At 31.4% G+C, this 19,186-nt stretch carries 17 protein-coding genes; 12 read left to right on the top strand and 5 right to left on the bottom strand.

The window, feature by feature from the left end:
- The first annotated feature begins 168 nt into the window (after window positions 1-168).
- The 7 genes from ES045_RS07430 (at window position 169) to lipA (ending at window position 6,776) form a co-directional block, all read left to right on the top strand.
- The gene (locus tag ES045_RS07430) at window positions 169-1,359 is read left to right on the top strand and encodes a pyridoxal phosphate-dependent aminotransferase (RefSeq protein ID WP_147114800.1); all 1,191 of its coding nucleotides are present in this window, start codon (window positions 169-171) and stop codon (window positions 1,357-1,359) included.
- A complete protein-coding gene (gene murB, locus ES045_RS07425; protein WP_147114796.1) occupies window positions 1,360-2,370 on the top strand; it encodes a UDP-N-acetylmuramate dehydrogenase in 1,011 nt (336 codons plus the stop codon). It begins immediately after the preceding gene.
- Between the two features lie 148 nt (window positions 2,371-2,518).
- On the top strand, window positions 2,519-2,722 hold the full coding sequence (locus tag ES045_RS07420) for a membrane or secreted protein (protein ID WP_147114793.1): 204 nt from the start codon (window positions 2,519-2,521) through the stop codon (window positions 2,720-2,722).
- A 12-nt stretch (window positions 2,723-2,734) separates the two neighbouring features.
- On the top strand, window positions 2,735-3,838 hold the full coding sequence (locus ES045_RS07415) for a glycosyltransferase (protein WP_147114790.1): 1,104 nt from the start codon (window positions 2,735-2,737) through the stop codon (window positions 3,836-3,838).
- On the top strand, window positions 3,829-4,392 hold the full coding sequence (locus tag ES045_RS07410) for an RNA polymerase sigma factor (RefSeq protein ID WP_147114788.1): 564 nt from the start codon (window positions 3,829-3,831) through the stop codon (window positions 4,390-4,392). The genes ES045_RS07415 and ES045_RS07410 overlap by 10 nt, the downstream gene beginning before the upstream one ends.
- A gap of 2 nt (window positions 4,393-4,394) precedes the next feature.
- Window positions 4,395-5,615: an Nramp family divalent metal transporter gene (locus tag ES045_RS07405; RefSeq protein WP_147114786.1), complete on the top strand. Its 1,221-nt coding sequence runs from the start codon at window positions 4,395-4,397 to the stop codon at window positions 5,613-5,615.
- Between the two features lie 291 nt (window positions 5,616-5,906).
- Window positions 5,907-6,776, top strand: a complete 870-nt coding sequence (gene lipA, locus ES045_RS07400) for a lipoyl synthase (RefSeq protein WP_147114783.1) — start codon at window positions 5,907-5,909, stop codon at window positions 6,774-6,776.
- A gap of 294 nt (window positions 6,777-7,070) precedes the next feature.
- Here the strand turns inward: lipA and ES045_RS07395 are convergent, their stop codons facing one another.
- The 3 genes from ES045_RS07395 to ES045_RS07385 all read right to left on the bottom strand — a co-directional run bounded on the left by ES045_RS07395 (window position 7,071) and on the right by ES045_RS07385 (window position 11,335).
- Entirely contained in the window at window positions 7,071-8,357 is a 1,287-nt protein-coding gene (locus ES045_RS07395) for a dipeptidase (protein ID WP_147114780.1), read from the bottom strand.
- Between the two features lie 121 nt (window positions 8,358-8,478).
- Entirely contained in the window at window positions 8,479-9,837 is a 1,359-nt protein-coding gene (locus ES045_RS07390) for a pyridoxal-phosphate dependent enzyme (protein WP_147114777.1), read from the bottom strand.
- 262 nt (window positions 9,838-10,099) lie between these two features.
- Window positions 10,100-11,335 carry an ABC transporter permease gene (locus ES045_RS07385; protein WP_147114774.1) on the bottom strand — a complete coding sequence of 412 codons (1,236 nt, stop codon included), beginning with the start codon at window positions 11,333-11,335 and terminating at the stop codon, window positions 10,100-10,102.
- Window positions 11,336-11,338: 3 nt separating this feature from the next.
- Here ES045_RS07385 and ES045_RS07380 point away from each other — a divergent pair, with 3 nt between their 5' ends.
- Window positions 11,339-12,604, top strand: coding sequence for an exo-beta-N-acetylmuramidase NamZ domain-containing protein (locus ES045_RS07380; RefSeq protein ID WP_147114771.1), 1,266 nt, complete (start codon window positions 11,339-11,341; stop codon window positions 12,602-12,604).
- Between the two features lie 151 nt (window positions 12,605-12,755).
- Here the strand turns inward: ES045_RS07380 and ES045_RS07375 are convergent, their stop codons facing one another.
- Window positions 12,756-13,280 (bottom strand): YkgJ family cysteine cluster protein, encoded by a 525-nt coding sequence (locus ES045_RS07375; protein ID WP_147115382.1) that lies wholly within the window; start codon window positions 13,278-13,280, stop codon window positions 12,756-12,758.
- Between the two features lie 166 nt (window positions 13,281-13,446).
- Here ES045_RS07375 and argS point away from each other — a divergent pair, with 166 nt between their 5' ends.
- The 4 genes from argS (at window position 13,447) to ES045_RS07355 (ending at window position 18,038) form a co-directional block, all read left to right on the top strand.
- The gene (gene argS, locus ES045_RS07370; RefSeq protein WP_147114768.1) at window positions 13,447-15,222 is read left to right on the top strand and encodes an arginine--tRNA ligase; all 1,776 of its coding nucleotides are present in this window, start codon (window positions 13,447-13,449) and stop codon (window positions 15,220-15,222) included.
- A gap of 165 nt (window positions 15,223-15,387) precedes the next feature.
- Window positions 15,388-16,776 (top strand): dihydrolipoyl dehydrogenase, encoded by a 1,389-nt coding sequence (lpdA, locus tag ES045_RS07365; protein WP_147114764.1) that lies wholly within the window; start codon window positions 15,388-15,390, stop codon window positions 16,774-16,776.
- A 167-nt stretch (window positions 16,777-16,943) separates the two neighbouring features.
- A complete protein-coding gene (locus tag ES045_RS07360; RefSeq protein ID WP_147114761.1) occupies window positions 16,944-17,318 on the top strand; it encodes a LysM peptidoglycan-binding domain-containing protein in 375 nt (124 codons plus the stop codon).
- Between the two features lie 120 nt (window positions 17,319-17,438).
- Complete coding sequence (locus ES045_RS07355) at window positions 17,439-18,038, top strand: hypothetical protein (protein WP_147114758.1); 600 nt, start codon at window positions 17,439-17,441, stop codon at window positions 18,036-18,038.
- 231 nt (window positions 18,039-18,269) lie between these two features.
- Here ES045_RS07355 and rlmF read toward each other — a convergent pair whose 3' ends face one another.
- Window positions 18,270-19,127 carry a 23S rRNA (adenine(1618)-N(6))-methyltransferase RlmF gene (rlmF, locus tag ES045_RS07350; RefSeq protein ID WP_147114754.1) on the bottom strand — a complete coding sequence of 286 codons (858 nt, stop codon included), beginning with the start codon at window positions 19,125-19,127 and terminating at the stop codon, window positions 18,270-18,272.
- Window positions 19,128-19,186: the final 59 nt, after the last annotated feature.

Genomic DNA, 19,186 nt, shown 5'->3' with positions numbered 1-19,186 from the left:
TTTTTATACAAGTCGATTATTTTTCTGATGTTTCTAAAAATACAAAAAAAAAATTAGTAGAAATTCTTTTTTATTTAAAAATTAACAGTTAAAGTTTCAATAAAATGATGGATGTTGTAGAATATATTTTGCAAATTTGCAGAGATAAATTTTACAAAAAACAATATTATGCCTTCAATATCTAGAAAAGGAATACAAATGCCAGAATCGCCAATTAGAAAATTGGTGCCATATGCAGAAGATGCAAAGAAAAGAGGAGTTAAAGTTTTTCATTTGAATATTGGGCAACCAGATATTAAAACACCTCAAGTTGCTTTAGATGCTGTAAAAAATAATACTATAGAAACACTTTCTTATGCTCGTTCGGAAGGTTCTGAAGAATACAGAACGAAGTTAGCGAAGTACTATGTAAAGAACAATATACCTGTTACTGCAAATAATATTATTGCAACAACTGGTGGTTCTGAAGCTTTATTATTTACTATTGGTAGTATTACAGATCCGGGAGATGAAATTATTATTCCAGAACCATTTTACGCAAATTACAATGGTTTTTCTACAGCTTCTGGTGTAACCGTAGTTCCTGTAATTTCTAAGATTGAAAATAACTTTGCGTTGCCAAAAATAGAAGAATTTGAAAAATTAATTACTTCTAAAACCAAAGCAATTTTAATTTGTAATCCTGGTAACCCAACTGGTTATTTATATTCTGAAGAAGAAATAGAAAAATTGAAAAAGATTGTTTTAAAACACGATTTATTTTTAATTGCTGATGAAGTATACAGAGAATTTACTTACGATGGTTTAAAACACACGTCTGTTTTATCTTTAGAAGGTTTAGATAATAATGCGATTGTAATTGATTCTGTTTCTAAACGTTACAGCATGTGTGGTGCAAGAATTGGTTGTATTGTTTCTAAAAATCAAGAATTTATTAAAACGGCTATTAAATTTGCACAAGCAAGATTAAGTCCGCCAACGTACGCATTAATTGCAAGTGAAGCTGCTTTAGATACGCCACAATCTTATTTTGATGATGTAAAAAAAGAATATGTTGCAAGAAGAAATACGTTAATTGCTGAATTAGAAAAAATTGACGGTGTAAAAGTTGCCAAACCAAAAGGTGCTTTTTATTGTGTTGCAGAATTGCCAGTAAAAGATTCAGACCATTTTGCACAATGGCTTTTAGAAGATTTTAATGTAAATAACGAAACAGTAATGGTTGCTCCTGCAAGCGGATTTTACTCTACTCCAGGAGAAGGAAAAAACCAAATTAGAATGGCGTATGTTTTAAACAAAGCTGATTTAATTAGATCTGTAGAAATTTTAGGAGAAGCATTAAAACAATATTCTCATTAATTGAAAATTCAACAAAATATACCTTTAAAAAACTATAATACGTTTGGCATCTCTGTGATTGCCAAACGTTTTATTACTGTGACTTCCGTTTATGAATTACAACAACTTTTAAAAACGGAAAAAAACTTTTTTTTAGTCTCTGGCGGAAGTAATATGTTACTTACAAAAGATATTGAAACATTGGTTATTCACATAGATATAAAAGGTATTTCTATTGATAGAGAAGATGACAATGCTGTTTATCTAACAGTAAATGCTGGCGAGAATTGGCACGAGTTTGTCTTGTATTGTATTTCTAATAATTATGGCGGAATTGAAAATTTATCTCTAATTCCGGGTACTGTTGGTACGTGTCCTATTCAGAATATTGGTGCTTATGGTGTTGAAGTAAAAAATGTAATTACCAAAGTAGAAGGTTTAGAAATTAAAACGGGTAAATTGGTTACCTTTTCTAATAAAGATTGCAACTTTGGATACAGAAATTCAATTTTCAAAAATTCTCATAAAGCAAAAATAATCTTAACTTCTGTTGGTTTTAAATTGACGAAAAAAGACCACAAATTAAATACTTCTTACGGAGCAATTGAAACAGAATTGACTTCAAAAAATATTGCAAGACCTACTTTAAAAGATGTTTCTGATGCAGTTATTGCCATTCGGAAATCGAAATTACCAGATCCTAAAGAAATTGGAAACAGTGGTAGTTTTTTTAAAAATCCTGTAATTTCTAAAAAACAGTTTTTAGAACTACAAAAAGAGCATCCGAATATGCCTAATTACCCAGTTTCTAGTATAGAAGTTAAAGTTCCTGCCGGTTGGCTGGTAGAGCAAAGTGGTTTTAAAGGCAAACGTTTTGGCGATGCTGGTGTGCATGAAAAACAAGCCTTAGTTTTAGTGAATTATGGCAATGCTTCTGGTGAAGAAATTTATCAACTTGCACAAAAAATACAAGAAACTGTTTTTAATAACTTTAGAATTTCTTTGGAAATTGAAGTGAACGTGATTCAGTAAAAAGAGCCTCCCTAAATCAACTTTTAATTCCCTACTAGGTTTTTGTGCCTTTAACCACCCTATTATTCGTAAAAGTAAACATACAATAAATGCTAATAAACAGAAGAAAATAGTTAGTTTTTGTATCTTTGCAATTCAAATATTACTTATGAAACTATTACTGATTACTTTAGTATTATTAGGACTTGGTGTTGCAGGAATTGCAATTAAAATTTGGGCAAAAAAAGATGGTAAATTTGCAGGAACTTGTGCAAGCCAGAACCCAATGTTAAATAAGAGCGGTGAATCTTGTGGTTTTTGTGGTAAAACGCCAGAACAATATGAAGACTGTGCAGAACCAGAACACAACTAATTCTATTTTTTAATGATAATATCTGTACTTTTCTACAGTTTTGTAGTTTCTGCAGCAATTCAAATGATGTATTATCTTTCTTTTTCTTCTTTTTTATTTAAGGATAAAAAAAAGGAAAGAGCTTCTAAAGAAATGCCTATTTCTGTTGTAATTTGTGCCAAAAATGAAGCGAAAAATCTTCAGAAATTTTTACCTAGTATTTTAGAACAAAATTATTCTAACTATGAAGTGGTTTTAATTAACGATGCTTCTTCTGATGAAACTGCTGATGTTATGGAAGCTTTCAAAGAAAAAAATGCTAATATTAAAATTATTAGTGTCGAAAATACAGAGGCTTTTTGGGGAAATAAAAAATACGCACTTACTTTAGGTATTAAAGCTGCAAAAAATGAGCATTTGCTTTTTACAGATGCAGATTGCAAACCTGTTTCCAAAGAATGGATTACTGCAATGACTCAGAATTTTAGTACCAAAAAAACAATTGTTTTAGGCTACGGAAAATATAAAAAGACCAAAGACTTTATAAATATTTTTGTTCGTTTTGAGACTTTATTAACTGCAATTCAATATTTTAGTTACGCAAAACTAGGATCGCCATACATGGGTGTAGGCAGAAATCTTGCATATGCTAAAACAGCTTTTTTTACTGTAAATGGTTTTATAAAGCATATAAAAATTAGATCTGGCGATGATGATTTATTCATACAAGATGCTGCTAATAAAGAAAATACACAAATTTGTATTTCTGAAAATAGTTTTACAGAATCTGAAGCCCCAAATTCTTTAAACGAGTGGTTTCAACAAAAAAGACGTCATATTTCTACGGCACATTATTATAAAAAGAAGCATCAATTTTTCTTAGGATTATTTTTTTTCTCTAAAGTATTTTTATTAATTTCTACTGCTATTCTTTTTTTCTTTTATCCTTGGGAAATTATTTTACCAATTATACTAACTTATTACCTCGTACAATATATAGTGGTAGGTTTTTCTTCGAAAAAATTAAATGAACCTCAAGTCATTTATTTTCTACCTTTTCTAGAAATTTGTTTAATATTATTTCAATTTAGTATATTTATGACTAATTTGATTTCAAAACCAAATCATTGGAAGTAAATAATAAAAATCTTGCTGTATACATCCTAAAAGCAAAAAACGGAGACCAATCTGCTTTTCGTTTCTTATTGGATTTCTTTTGGCCAGATGTTTATAATTATCAGTTAAAACGTACAAAAAGCGAGAATGATGCAGAAGATATTACCATTCAAACATTTTCTAAAGCTTTTGACAAAATAAAGACCTTCGATGAAAAGTATGTTTTTAAAACATGGTTAATTACTATTTCTAAGAATATTCATATTGATTTACTTCGGAAAAAAAATGCATCAATCTTTACAGAAACATCCAAAGAACAAGAAGAAAAGGTCTATTTAGTGATTGATGAAAACCCAACACCCGAAGACAAAATAATTAGAGAACAAAATTTAGCAAAATTGTTAAGAGATATCAAACAATTAAAGCCTAAATACCAAGAAGTTATTCATTTAAGGTACTTTCAAGAATTGAGTTACAAAGAAATTTCTACCCAAATTAACGAACCGATGAACAATGTAAAAGTGAAACTTTTACGTGCTAAAAAGCTATTGGCAGAGATCATTAAGAGGACTTAGTTATGAGAAAATCTTTCTTACAATCTTTAGGTCCGGGTTTATTATTTGCAGGAGCAGCAATTGGCGTTTCACATTTAGTACAATCTACTAGAGCGGGTGCCGATTTTGGTTTCGGATTAATTTGGGCACTGTTATTAGTTCATTTATTTAAATATCCTTTTTTTCAATTTGGTCCACGATATGCGGCAGCAACTGGAGAAACATTATTAGACGGTTACAAAAAATTAGGCAAAGGAGTTTTAATTGTATATTATATTCTCAATTTTGCAACTATGTTTACCATACAAGCTGCGGTTACGATTGTTACTGCTGGTTTAGCATCACAACTTTTTGGTTTCACCAACGATTTAGTTTTATGGGCGACTATTTTGATGGGAATTAGTCTAATTTTCTTAGTGATTGGTAAGTATAAATTGTTAGATAATTTAATGAAATACATTATTGTAATTCTAACAATTAGTACAATTGTAGCCGTAAGTATGGCGCTATTTAGCACAAAAGACGTTTTTGATGTAACTCAAATTATTCCTTCAGGTACGGTAGAATTAACTTTCTTGATTGCCTTTTTAGGTTGGATGCCAGCACCTTTAGATATTTCTATCTGGCACTCTATTTGGTCTGTAGAGAAAGATAAAACGACTGTTCTAAAAACGCAAAGAACAGCTGCCATATTCGATTTTAATGTAGGTTATATTAGTGCGCTTTTCTTAGGAATGTGTTTTTTATTATTAGGCGCTTTGGTAATGTATAAGTCTGGTGAAAACTTTTCTAATAAAGCAGGTATTTTTGCAAATCAGTTAATTGATTTGTACACCAAAAATCTAGGAGAGTTTTCATATATTTTTATCGCTATTGCAGCTTTTACAACAATGTTTAGTACCACAATAACTGCATTAGATGCTTCACCAAGAGCAATGAATAGAACTACAAAATTATTATTTAATAAAGAGTTAAAATACGGTTATTGGTTTTGGATTATTTTCCTATTTATTGGTACGTTTTTAATCTTACAATATTTTATGGACAATATGGGCTTCTTGGTTAAAGTAGCAACTATTTTATCTTTCTTAACGGCACCTTTTTATGCTATTTTAAACTATAAATTAATTACAGGAAAACACACTCCGAAAGAACACAGACCAGGAATATATTTAAGAATTTTAAGTATTGTTGGTATTCTTTTTTTAATTGGATTTAGTATTTGGTTTTTAATGAGTTTATAAATGACTCTATATATTCACAGTAAAATTATTGCTATGACTTCAAAACTAAAAAACAAAACACGTTCAAAAAAAAAGAAAATGAATTGAGATTAAGAATATTTATTTTGTGAGTTTCATGCTATATCACTAAAATTATTATTTCTGATTGGGAACATTTTAAAGCTGGACTGTTTGGTAGTTTATAAATATACCCGTATTCTTTTTCATTAAAAAATCAGTTTAATTACTAAAGCTTTTAACCGCTTTTTTTCATATAATTCTTCGTAAATTTGCATTCTAATAAAGTTAGAAATGGCAATAGAATCTGTAGTACTTCCTGAAAGACCTAAAAAACCAAAATGGTTGCGTGTAAAGTTACCGGTTGGTAAAAAATACACAGAACTTAGAGGTTTAGTAGATAAATATAAATTAAACACCATTTGTACGAGTGGTAGTTGCCCAAATATGGGTGAATGTTGGGGTGAAGGAACTGCAACATTTATGATTCTTGGGAATATCTGTACACGTTCTTGCGGTTTCTGTGGTGTAAAAACCGGTAGACCAGAAACGGTAGAATGGGATGAGCCAGAAAAAGTGGCACGTTCTATAAAAATTATGGGCATTAAACATGCGGTAATTACTTCTGTAGATAGAGACGATTTAAAAGATGGTGGTTCTATAATTTGGGCAGAAACTGTGGATGCAATTCGTAGAGCAAACCCAAAGACAACCTTAGAAACTTTAATTCCAGATTTTCAAGGAAATACAAAACAAATTGATAGAGTTATAGCTGTGCACCCAGAAGTGGTTTCTCATAATATGGAAACTGTTAGAAGGCTCACGCGTGAAGTTAGAATTCAAGCGAAATACGATCGAAGTTTAGGTGTTTTAAAATATCTAAAAGAAAACGGAATGCGTACCAAAACTGGTTTAATGTTAGGTTTGGGTGAAACGGAAGAAGAAGTAATACAAACAATGAAAGATTTACGTGAAGTACATTGCGATGTAATTACAATCGGTCAGTACTTACAACCTTCTAAAAAACATTTACCTGTTAAAGAATTTATAACACCAGATCAATTTAAGAAATACGAAACTTTAGGCTTAGAAATGGGCTTTATGTATGTAGAAAGTGGTGCTTTAGTGCGTTCTTCTTACAAAGCACACAAACATGCTGTATAAAAATTTTTAAGTTGATAATTTATCTTTTAGAAATACTAAATATCAATACTAAAAACAGATATAAACCAACGATTCTTTAACGAGAATCGTTTTTTTATTTAAATAATATAATAATTGCACCAATACACCAATTTATAACACTAAAAATAACTTTGGCACAATACTTGTATAAAACCAGATGAAAAGAAAACAACGTAGTAAACTGTTTTCATTGTGTAATTAATTTGAATTAGTTGATTAAAAAAAACCATCTCTTTGAGATGGTTTTTTGATTTTATAAAGAATAAATTATACTTATGCTTTCAACTGAATCTCTTTAGCTATTTTTTCTACTTCGTCTAAAACACGTAATAAATTACCGTTCCAAAGTTGTGCTATTTGCGCTTCTGTATATCCTCTTTTCACTAATTCTAAAGTCACATTTAAAGTTTCAGAAGCATCGTTCCATCCCTCTATTCCACCACCTCCATCAAAATCAGAACTGATTCCAACATGGTCTATTCCCATTTTTTTAACTAAATAATCAATGTGATCCACAAAATCTGCCACAGCTACTGGTGTAAAATCTGAAGATTTTAGTTTCGTTTTTGCTTCTTTAGATAGTTTCTTATAAACTTCAATTGCAGTTGCTTGTTCAGCTCCTTCTAGGTTTCCAATTTCCCATCTAGCATGCAATTCTAAACTTTGCTCATTCGCCAATTCTTTCATCACTTTTTGAAGTTCATCATTATAAGCGTTATGTTTTTCTGTATTCACATAAGAGCTAAAAGCAACCGCTTGTACAACTCCTCCATTTTCTTTCATCCATTGTAACTGCTCATCATCTAAGTTTCTACTATGATTACACAATGCTCTTGCAGATGAATGAGATGCTATTATTGGCGCCTTAGACAATGCAATCATATCTTTCATCGATTTTTTTGAAGGATGAGAAACATCAATCATAATTCCCCATTTATTCATTTCTTTAATCACCTCTTTACCTAATTCACTTACACCATTATGTAACCAAACATTATCACTTTCACCTGTATTAGAATCACAAAACTGACTGTGCCCATTATGAGAAAGACTCATATATCTTGCTCCTAAATCGTGAAACTGCTTTACTCTAGAAATATCTGTTCCTAAAGGATATGCATTTTCAACGCCAATCATTGCTACTTTTTTTCCTGAAGCATGAATTGCTCTAGCTTCTGCAGAATTTACAGCCAAACCTATTCTTTCTGGTGCAATTTCTTTCGTTAGTTTATGAATTGCATCAAACTTACTCATTGCATTTTTATATGCTTTGTCATAACCTTCTTCTGTTAAATCTCCTTGCCCAGTATACACAATAAAAAAAGCAACATCTAAACCTCCTTCTTCCATATTCGGAAGATTTACTTGGTTGTCTAATTTTTGCGTATAATTTATAGAATCTGTAAAGTTGTTTACGTTAATATCTACGTGCGTATCTAAAGTCATCACTCGTTTATGAATTTCTTTCGCTTTAGACATAACGTCTACTACTTCTTTTTCTTTGGTTTCTTTACAAGAAGTTACAATTAAAAGTACTGCTAGAATTTTTAGGTATTTCATTTTGATAAAAGTTTGTTATTTTGATAAAGGTAGCAAAATTTACAACACCAAAAAACCATCTCAAGGAGATGGCTTTTTTCTTTTTAGCTATGCTATTTAAAGAAACTCTGTTTTGTGAAAATTACATCGCACTTATAATATCATACTTTGTAATAATTTGGTGACTGCCATTTTCTAAAGCTACCAAAACAGCCTGATTCTCTTTGGTTATTAACTTAGAAATAGCTTCTAACTTTGCCGATAATTTTACAATAGGATACGGCTTCCCCATAATATCCTTAATTGGTTTATCTGCAATATTTTTATCCGCTATAAAATTGTGTAACAATACAGATTCGTCTATAGAACCTACAAAACCGTTGACATCTTTTACAGGAATTTGCGATATTTTAAAATCGCGCATTCGCTCTATTGCGTGTGAAACTAATTCTTCTGTCTGTGCAGCAACTAACGGATTTTCTGAATGATTTTTAACTAAATCTGCTGCCGTTTTAATCTCTTCTTCCAAGAAGCCTCTATCACGCATCCAATCATCATTAAACATCTTCCCAACATATCTACTTCCGTGATCATGAAATAAAACGACTACCACATCGTCTTTTGTAAAATGTTCTTTTAATTGTAACAAACCTTTTATAGCAGAACCCGCAGAATTACCTACAAAAATACCTTCTTCTTTGGCAATTTTTCTAGTATACACAGCAGCATCTTTATCTGTTACTTTTGTAAAACCATCAATTAAAGAAAAATCTACATTTTTAGGTAAAATATCTTCACCGATTCCTTCTGTGATATATGGGTAAATTTCATTCTCGTCGAAAATACCGGTTTCATGGTATTTTTTAAACACAGAACCATAAGTATCAATTCCCCAAATTTTAATATTCGGATTTTTCTCTTTTAAGTATTTTGCGGTTCCAGAAATAGTTCCTCCTGTTCCTACTCCAACTACAAAATGTGTAATTTTACCATCTGTTTGCTCCCAAATTTCTGGTCCTGTTTGTTCGTAATGCGTTAACGCGTTACTAGGATTGTCATACTGATTTACATACCAAGAATTAGGTGTTTCTTCACCCAGGCGTTTAGAAACCGAATAATAAGATCTAGGATCTGTTGGTTCTACATTTGTAGGGCACACAATTACTTCCGCACCAACTGCACGAAGAATGTCCATTTTTTCTTTAGATTGCTTGTCAGACATTACAAAAATACATTTGTAGCCTTTTATAATTGCTGCCAATGCCAACCCCATTCCGGTGTTTCCAGAAGTACCTTCTATAATTGTTCCTCCAGGTTTTAATCGTCCGTCTGCCTCAGCGTCTTCTACCATTTTTAACGCCATTCGATCCTTTATAGAATTCCCTGGATTAAACGTTTCTACTTTTGCCAATACCAAAGCGTCTATCTCTTTGGTTACCGAGTTTAACTGAACCAATGGTGTGTTACCAATAGTTTCTAATATATTTTTTGCGTATTTCATTTCTATAATTTACAGTTGCAAAGGTAATTATTTTTTGGGCGTTACCTAAAGGTCGTGCTTTCATTACTCGCTTTTAACACTTTTAAGAAGTGTAAAAGAGCTTAAACACGCCATTCAATCACTAACGCAAACTGTCTGCCAACAAGTAGATGCACTAAAATTTTATAGAAATGTTGCGTTAGCGATTGAAACGGCATCCTTTTTTGAGGAACGAGGAAAAGATATAGTGAAAAGCGCGACCTATTTAGGAAACGCCCAAAAACTAGGCAAACTTAATAGACTTCGACGGATTTATCTTTGTAATAATATAAGAAGGAATAATTAGCATTAAAAAACACAAGACCAATGTACCAATATTTAACGCTAAAATTGCGCCAATAGAAATATGAACTGGCATTGTAGCTACATAATAGGTTTCTGGGTTTAACGTAATTATTTCAAAGAAATACTGCACACCAATAATTGATAAGCCGATGATGTTTCCCCAAAACATTCCTTTTAAAATTAAGTAAGAAGCATTGTATAAAAATATTTTACGAATGCTCGAATTATGACTTCCTAAGGCTTTTAAAATACCAATCATTTGTACACGTTCTAGAATTAAAACAAGCAAAGCAGTTATCATATTTATACCAGCAATTAAGATCATAATGCCAATTATAAACCAAACATTATTGTCGAATAATTTAATCCAATCGAAAACAGCTGGGTAACTTTCTAAAATGGTTTTTGCATTTAAAGTTAGGCTAATTTCACTATAAATCTCTTCTCCTTTTGCTTCGATATTATCGAAATTGTCTAAAATAACTTCGAAACCACCAACCTCATTTTCTGTCCATTTATTTAATTTCTGCACTTCTCTAATGTCGCCAATCATCATGTTTTTATCAAACTGTGCAAAACCAGAATTGTAAATTCCTGTAATAATATATTTTCTGTTGGACGGTAATTTACTGGAAGTAGTTTTTAAGAAAGTCGCAGCAATAGTGTCATTTAGTTGCAACTGCAAACGATTGACAACTGTTTGAGAAAGCAACACTCCTTTTGTTCTTGGTTGGCTAAAATCTGGTAATTTTCCTGCTACCAAATATTCTTTAAACAAGGTCCAATCATAATCTATAGAAACTCCTTTAAACACAATACCTTCGAAATCGGTGTCTGTTCTTAAAATCCCGCCTTTAGAAGCAAATATTTGTACATTTTTTATGCCTTCTATATTTTTAAATTCAGGATAAAAATCTTGATTTTTATTTATGGGTGTTGTAGAAACATCAGAATTATTATTGTCGTAATTTACAATTTGTACATGTCCTTTAAAACCCGCCATTTTATCGCGAATCTTCGTCTGTAAGCCAGATGCTGTTGCCACAGCAATAAGCATAATCATTATTCCCAATGCAATTGCTGTGATTGCAATTTTTATTATTGGAGATGAAATGCTATTTTTATACTTTTTGCCAGCAATAATGCGTTTTGCAATAAATAACTCGTAATTCAAATTATGATCAATTTTAAACCCTTCAAAAGTACATATTTATTCTTATTTCTATTGCTGAATTTTCAGCTGATTTCTTGTGCCCAAAAAGTTCAAGATTCTCAATCTAAAGGTGAAAGTTTAGAAAAGGAAAAGTTAATAATTAAAACGGGAGCAGAAAGAACGGATTTATATTTAGATCTTTTAGAAGGGAAAAACGTGGCTATTGTTGCTAACCAAACTTCTGTTTCAACGGTTTTACAAAGAGCTGAAGTTGCACCAAATATAATGGGTTCTAAAAAAGGAACCCACCATTTAGTAGATTATTTACACAATTACAATGGTATCAATATTAAAAAAGTTTTTGCACCAGAACATGGTTTTAGAGGAAAAGCAGACGCCGGAGAAGTTGTACAAGACGGTATTGATACTAAAACAGGATTACCAATTGTTTCGCTTTATGGAAAAAATAAAAAGCCTTCTGCAGCACAATTAGCAGGAATTGATGTGGTGGTTTTTGATATTCAAGATGTTGGTGCCCGTTTTTACACCTATATTTCTTCTTTACATTATGTAATGGAAGCGTGTGCAGAAGCTGGAATTCCTGTAATTCTTTTAGACAGACCCAATCCGAATGGTCATTATATAGACGGACCTGTTTTGGAACTAGAACACAAATCTTTTGTTGGGATGCATAAAGTTCCGGTGGTTTATGGAATGACTATTGGCGAATACGGACAAATGATAAACGGAGAAAAGTGGTTAGAAAACGGTATACAATGTGATTTAAAAGTGATTCCGTTAGAAAATTATACGCATAAAACGGTTTATAGTTTGCCAATAAAACCATCGCCAAATTTACCAAATGATAAAAGTATAAACCTCTATCCTAGCCTTTGCTTTTTTGAAGGAACCAATGTTTCTGCAGGTCGTGGAACGGAAATGCAATTTCAAATCTATGGTTCTCCTTTTTTGACTAAAGGTAATTTTTCTTTCACTCCGCAAGCAAATGAAGGTGCAAAATACCCAAAGTATAAAAATAAATTGTGTTTCGGTGAAGATTTAAGAAAAGCAGCAAACCTTAACAAACTCGATTTATCTTATCTAATTAAAGCCCACAAACAAAATACTTCTAAAGAGTTCTTTAATAATTTCTTTACCAAATTAGCAGGAACAAAAGAATTACAACAACAAATAGAGCAAGGTGTATCTGAAGAAGAAATTAGAAAAAATTGGGCAGAAGATTTAGAGAAGTTTAAATTGGTTAGAAGTAAGTATTTGATGTATAAATAGTTTTTATTTATAGCTAAACTGAAGTGAAAAGTAGAAAATAGCTGCCTAAAATCATATTATTTAAAACTAAAAAATCACTCAAACGAACAGGTACATGTGTCGATTTGAGTGATTTTATAATATTTTAAAATTCTTAAAAAATAAAACTAAATTAAGAATGCTTTACTTTCTTATTACCTTCTAAAGGCAAGCGTTTCTTTAAATTTTCTACAATTCTGTATGCTGCAGGACAAACTTCTGTATTATCTATTGTTAAATCTGTAATACCAATAAACTTTTTTCTATTTGTATGCGGATATTCTGCACACGCTTTTGGTCTTACATCATAAATAAAACAAGAATTATCAGATTCATCAAAGAAGGCACAAGGCGCAGTTTTTAACACTAAAAAATCATCTTCATCTCTTAGTAAATACTTCTCTGTAAAAGCAGCCGCTTTCATTTTTAACGACTTAGAAATTCTATCTACATCTATGTTTGTAAAAATAGGACTGGTGGTTTTACAGCAATTACCACACTCTAAACAATCTGTTTTTTTAAACTCTTCTTCGTGCAATTCTTGCATTAGATAGTCCAACCTTTTTGGTGTACGTTTCTTTAATCTTGCAAAATATTTCTGACTCTCTTTCTTGGCTTCTTTTGCTAATTTTGGTAATTCTTTTAAACGCTTTTCCATCATAAAAATAGGTTTCGACTCCGCTTCACCTTAGATATTATAGCTCCAGAATCGGAGTTTAAAGGTTCTAACGAATAACCGTGCAAAAATACAATTATTCTTGCCCGAAAATGGTTCTAAAAAACAAATAAAATTCTTAATTTTGCAATTCAATTTTTTTAAGTAAATGAATATTCAAAACACCATAGAAACCAAAGTAAAAGAAGGTTTTTTAGCTTTATATAATACCGAAATTCCATCTGTAGAATTTCAAGCAACAAGAAAAGAATTTGAAGGCGATATTACAGTCGTTGTTTTTCCTATGTTGCGCTATAAAAAAGGAAATCCTGTTCAAATTGGTGAAGACTTAGGGAAATACTTAGTTGAAAACGTCGAAGAAATTACAAATTACAATGTTGTAAAAGGTTTTTTAAACCTAGTAATTGATGATGCTTTTTACACCAATTTCTTTAATTCTGTGTATGCAGATGCTGCCTTTGGTTTTGTTACACCAACCGCAGGTGAAAAAGCGATGATGGTAGAATATTCTTCTCCAAATACTAACAAACCCTTACATCTAGGGCATGTTCGTAATAATTTATTAGGCTATTCTGTTGCAGAAATTATAAAAGCTTCTGGTAAGAAAGTTTATAAAACTCAAATTATTAACGACAGAGGAATACATATCTGTAAGTCGATGTTGGCTTGGGAGAAGTTTGGAAACGGTGAAACACCTGAATCTACTGGTTTAAAAGGCGATAAATTGGTTGGGAATTATTATGTGAAATTCGATCAAGAATATAAAAAAGAAATAGCGCAGTTAATTTCTGAAGGTAAAACGGAAGAAGAAGCTAAAAAAGAAGCATCAATTATTTTAGAGGCTCAAGAAATGCTATTAAAATGGGAAGCTGGAGACAAACAAGTTGTTGACTTGTGGGAAACGATGAATTCTTGGGTGTATGCTGGTTTTGAAGTGACTTATAAAAATATGGGTGTTAATTTTGACACGCTATATTATGAAAGCAACACCTATTTATTAGGAAAAGATGTGGTTGCACAAGGTTTAGAAAAAGGAGTGTTCTTTAAAAAAGAAGACGGTTCTGTTTGGTGCGATTTAACAGAAGATGGTTTAGATGAAAAAATTGTGTTGCGTTCAGACGGAACAGCGGTCTATATGACCCAAGATATTGGGACTGCCATTCAGCGTGTAAAAGATTTTCCAGATGTAGGTGGAATGGTGTATACGGTTGGTAACGAGCAAGATTATCACTTTCAAGTATTGTTTTTAATTTTGAAGAAACTTGGTTTCGACTGGTCTAAACAATTACATCATTTAAGTTACGGAATGGTAGATTTACCTTCTGGAAAAATGAAATCTAGAGAAGGGACCGTTGTAGATGCTGATGAATTAATGGTAGAAATGACAGCTACAGCCAAAACAATTTCTGAAGAATTAGGAAAATTAGATGGCTATTCTAATGAAGAAAAAGACGAATTATACGAAACAATTGGTTTGGGTGCTTTAAAATACTTTATTTTAAAAGTAGATCCTAAAAAGAGAATTTTGTTCGACCCAAAATCTTCTGTAGATTTCCAAGGAAATACGGGGCCTTTTATTCAATATACCTATGCTAGAATTCAATCTATAATTAGAAAAGCAACTTTCGATTACTCGAAATCGGTAACCATTGAATTACACGAAAAGGAAAAAGAATTATTAAAACAGTTAGAGTTATATCCTGAAACAATTCAACAAGCAGCTGCAAATTATTCGCCAGCAATTGTTGCAAATTATACGTATGATTTGGTGAAGGAATTTAATTCTTTTTATCAGAATGTATCTATTTTAGGAGAAGAAGACCTCGATAAAAAAGTATTTAGAGTTCAGTTGGCAAAAAAAGTAGCGGATACTATAAAATCTGCATTTTCTTTATTAGGAATTAATGTTCCAGAGAGAATGTAAATTAGATAACAGTTGCAGTATGCAGTTGGCAATAAGAACAAAAGTTAGTAAATTAGCACGCGTTAGGGATTGAAGTGGCATCCTTTTTAGTTTTTCACTAAAAAGATAGAACAAAAAGCCCGCTCGAACGCCCAAAATAAAGAAATAAAAGTTAAAAATACAATTATGAAATACGACATCATTATTATTGGAAGTGGTCCTGGAGGATATGTTACAGGAATTAGAGCTTCTCAATTAGGCTTTAAAGTTGCCATTGTAGAAAAAGAAAGTTTAGGTGGAATTTGCTTAAACTGGGGTTGTATTCCTACAAAAGCATTGTTAAAATCTGCACAAGTGTATGATTATTTAAAGCATGTAGATGAATATGGTCTAAAAGCTGAAGCTATTGATAAAGATTTCGAAGCAGTTATTAAAAGAAGTCGTGGTATTGCAGACGGAATGAGCAAAGGTGTTGCTTTCTTAATGAAAAAAAACAAAATTGATATTATTAACGGTTTTGGTAAAATTAAAACGGGTAAAAAAGTTGATGTTACCGCCGAAGATGGTAAAGTAACTGAATATAGTGCAGACAATATTATTATTGCAACAGGTGCACGTTCTAGAGAATTACCAAACTTACCGCAAGATGGCGTAAAAGTAATTGGTTATAGAAAAGCGATGACATTGCCGAGTCAACCGAAATCTATGATTGTTGTAGGTTCTGGAGCAATTGGAGTTGAATTTGCGCATTTTTACAACACCATGGGAACAGACGTTACCATTGTAGAATATATGCCAAATGTGGTTCCTTTAGAAGATATTGATGTTTCAAAACAATTTGAGCGTTCTATTAAAAAAGCAGGAATTAAAGTAATGACAAATGCTTCTGTAGAGTCTGTTGATACTTCTGGTGAAGGTGTTGTTGCTACTGTAAAAACAAAAAAAGGCGAAATAAAGCTAGAAGCTGATATTTTATTATCTGCTGTTGGAATTAAATCGAACATTGAAAATATTGGTTTAGAAGATGTTGGTATTATTGTAGACAGAGATAAAATATTAGTCAATGATTTTTACCAAACAAATATTCCTGGTTATTATGCCATTGGAGATATTGTTCCTGGACAAGCATTGGCACACGTTGCTTCTGCAGAAGGAATTACATGTGTAGAGAAATTAGCGGGTTTACATACAGAACCAATCGATTACGGAAACGTTCCTGGTTGTACGTATGCAACACCAGAAATTGCTTCTGTTGGTATGACAGAAGCAAAAGCAAAAGAAGCAGGTTACGAATTAAAAGTTGGTAAATTTCCTTTTTCTGCGTCTGGTAAAGCAACTGCTGCTGGAACAAAAGATGGTTTTGTAAAAGTAATTTTTGATGCAAAATATGGCGAATGGTTAGGTTGCCACATGATTGGTGCTGGTGTTACAGATATGATTGCCGAAGCAGTTTTAGGACGTAAATTAGAGACTACAGGACATGAAGTTTTAAAAACAATTCACCCACACCCAACAATGAGTGAAGCGGTTATGGAAGCTGTTGCAGACGCGTATGATGAAGTAATACATTTGTAGTATTTTCTATTATTACGAACGTAGTGAAAGACTCTCTTTATTAAATTTGAGATTTTTACTAACATTTAGATGACATCAAAATTTAATATTTATTTAAAAAAACCGAAACATTTTGTTTCGGTTTTTTTGTATATTTATACTATTAACAACAATTTAAAAAAAATAGAATGAAAGCAAAATATCAAAGTGTGCTTAATTTAGGTGAAGAATTGGGTATTAAAAATGGTGATGTAAAAGAAGAAAATGGTGTTTTACATGTTACCGGAACTGCAAAAAACCAATATGAAAAAAATCTTCTTTGGGATGAGATAAAAAAAGTTGGTGGCGAAAACCCTACTGATATTATGGCAGACATTAAAGTAGAAAACACGGCTGTTTTTGCACATCATATGGTTGCTAAAGGAGAAACTTTAGGTAAGATTGCAAAGCAGTATTATGGTAAAGCTTCTAAATACACTGTTATTTTTGAAGCAAATAAAAACATCTTAAAATCTGCAGATGTTATTCATCCAGGTCAAGAATTAGTGATTCCTAACTTGTAGAAATAACGACATAGAACAAACAAACCGAAGTAAATTGCTTCGGTTTTTTCTTTTTAAATCAAATGAATTTGATGTCTGACAATAAAACAAAAGTATTATTTTTGTCTTTTATATATTCAAATGATTACAAACAAAAAGAAATTTTTTACTGAAATTCTAAAAGGAATTTTAAAATTAGTTGTTGCAGGTATTTTTATTGGTTTTTTTAAAGAATATGATTTTTGGATTGCACTTATTTTAGCTGCAAAAATTTTTCATAATATCTATAAAGACATTATTAGACCCAAAAACAAAAATTGGTTATTGTTGGTAGGAATGTTACTAACATGTTTTGGCGGAATTGTGGGCGAAACTTGGGGCGTTGCAAATGGATATTGGGAGTATCATAAAGTTACAAGAGCATTGCCGCTTTGGCTGCCTTTTGCATGGATACTGGCTTTCCATTATTTGTACAAACTAGAATTAAAATTAATTCCTTTGTTAAAAAATAAAAGTCAAAAAAATAAAATTTTCCTAGCTTTATTATTAGCATTAATTCTACCAGCTTTTGGTGAAATTATTACTATTTATTTAGGTGTTTGGACGTATTATTGGCCTTACCAACTTTTTGGTGTTCCTTTATATGCTTTTATTTGCTTGGTATTTGTACACATGTTGGTCTACACGATTTTACATTTTATTTGTAAAAAGTATAAAATTAATGATGTCGTTTTTAATTAATTATTACCCATAGATTATCTTAGAGTATTCCATAAGTGAGCATCTTATAAAGATATTTCAAAGAGGAGACATCTCTTCGTTCCTCATTCGGAATGACAGACTAAAGGTTCCTTCGAGAATAGAAATAACTTAAAAAAAATAGTCCCATAGAAACAGCATTTTGTTTTCTATGGAACTATTTTATTTATTTTATATGAAGTAATTCGCTATTAAAAAATCTAAAAAATTAGCTTATTGAAACCTCCAACACGCAATTCTTGTTACTTTATTTCCTTGACTCATAGGAATTACTTTAAACTCTACAGCACCTAATTTTGCGGAAGATTTTTCTAAGCTTTTGATATTTTCCTTTTTAGAAACCAAACTTGTAAACCATTTACTTTTTTCTTTAAATAAAGAACTTTCGTATAAATAGTTATGTAAAAATGCTTTTTCTCCACCAATGTACCACAATTCATTATTATTACCAGAGAAGTTTCTTACCGTATTATTTCCTAAATTTTTATTCTTACGCTTGTTTGCTCCTTGTGCTTCTTCTGCCGATTTAAAAAATGGCGGATTGCACATTACAGCTGAAAAAGAATCTCCTTCTTTTAAAATTCCTTTTAAAATTTCTTCTTCTTTTACTTGATGGCGCAATTCTATCTTGCTTCCTAAATCATTATCATCTATAATATCTTGCGCTGTATCTAAAGACTTTAGATCGATATCTGAAGCCACAAAACTCCAGTTATATGCTGCCACTCCTAAAATAGGATAAATACACGTTGCTCCTGTTCCAATATCTAAAACCTTAACATCAGCTTCATCTGAAATTAAATCAGCTAAATAATGAATGTAATCTAAACGACCAGGAATTGGCGGACATAAATTTTCTTTAGGGAAATCCCACACAGAAATTTTATCAAAAGAAAATAATAACGCTTTATTTAATTCTTTTACAGCCTCTGGATTAGAAAAATCGATTGTAACAACATCAAACTGATTCTTTGAAACGAAAGGTGCTAGTTTCTGATTGATCTTGATTAATTCATCAAAGTTATAACCGTTATTGAATTTATTTTTTGGGTGAAGATTTTTTTCTTTCATAATATATCGTGTCATTGCTAATTCCAAAAATTTAGGAGATGCAATCTTAGGCTGTAAAA

It is taken from the genome of Polaribacter sp. IC073 (assembly GCF_007997075.1).
Classification (GTDB): domain Bacteria; phylum Bacteroidota; class Bacteroidia; order Flavobacteriales; family Flavobacteriaceae; genus Polaribacter.
Note: the sequence above shows the minus strand (reverse complement) of the source record. Positions and strands in the feature narration are given on the sequence as shown.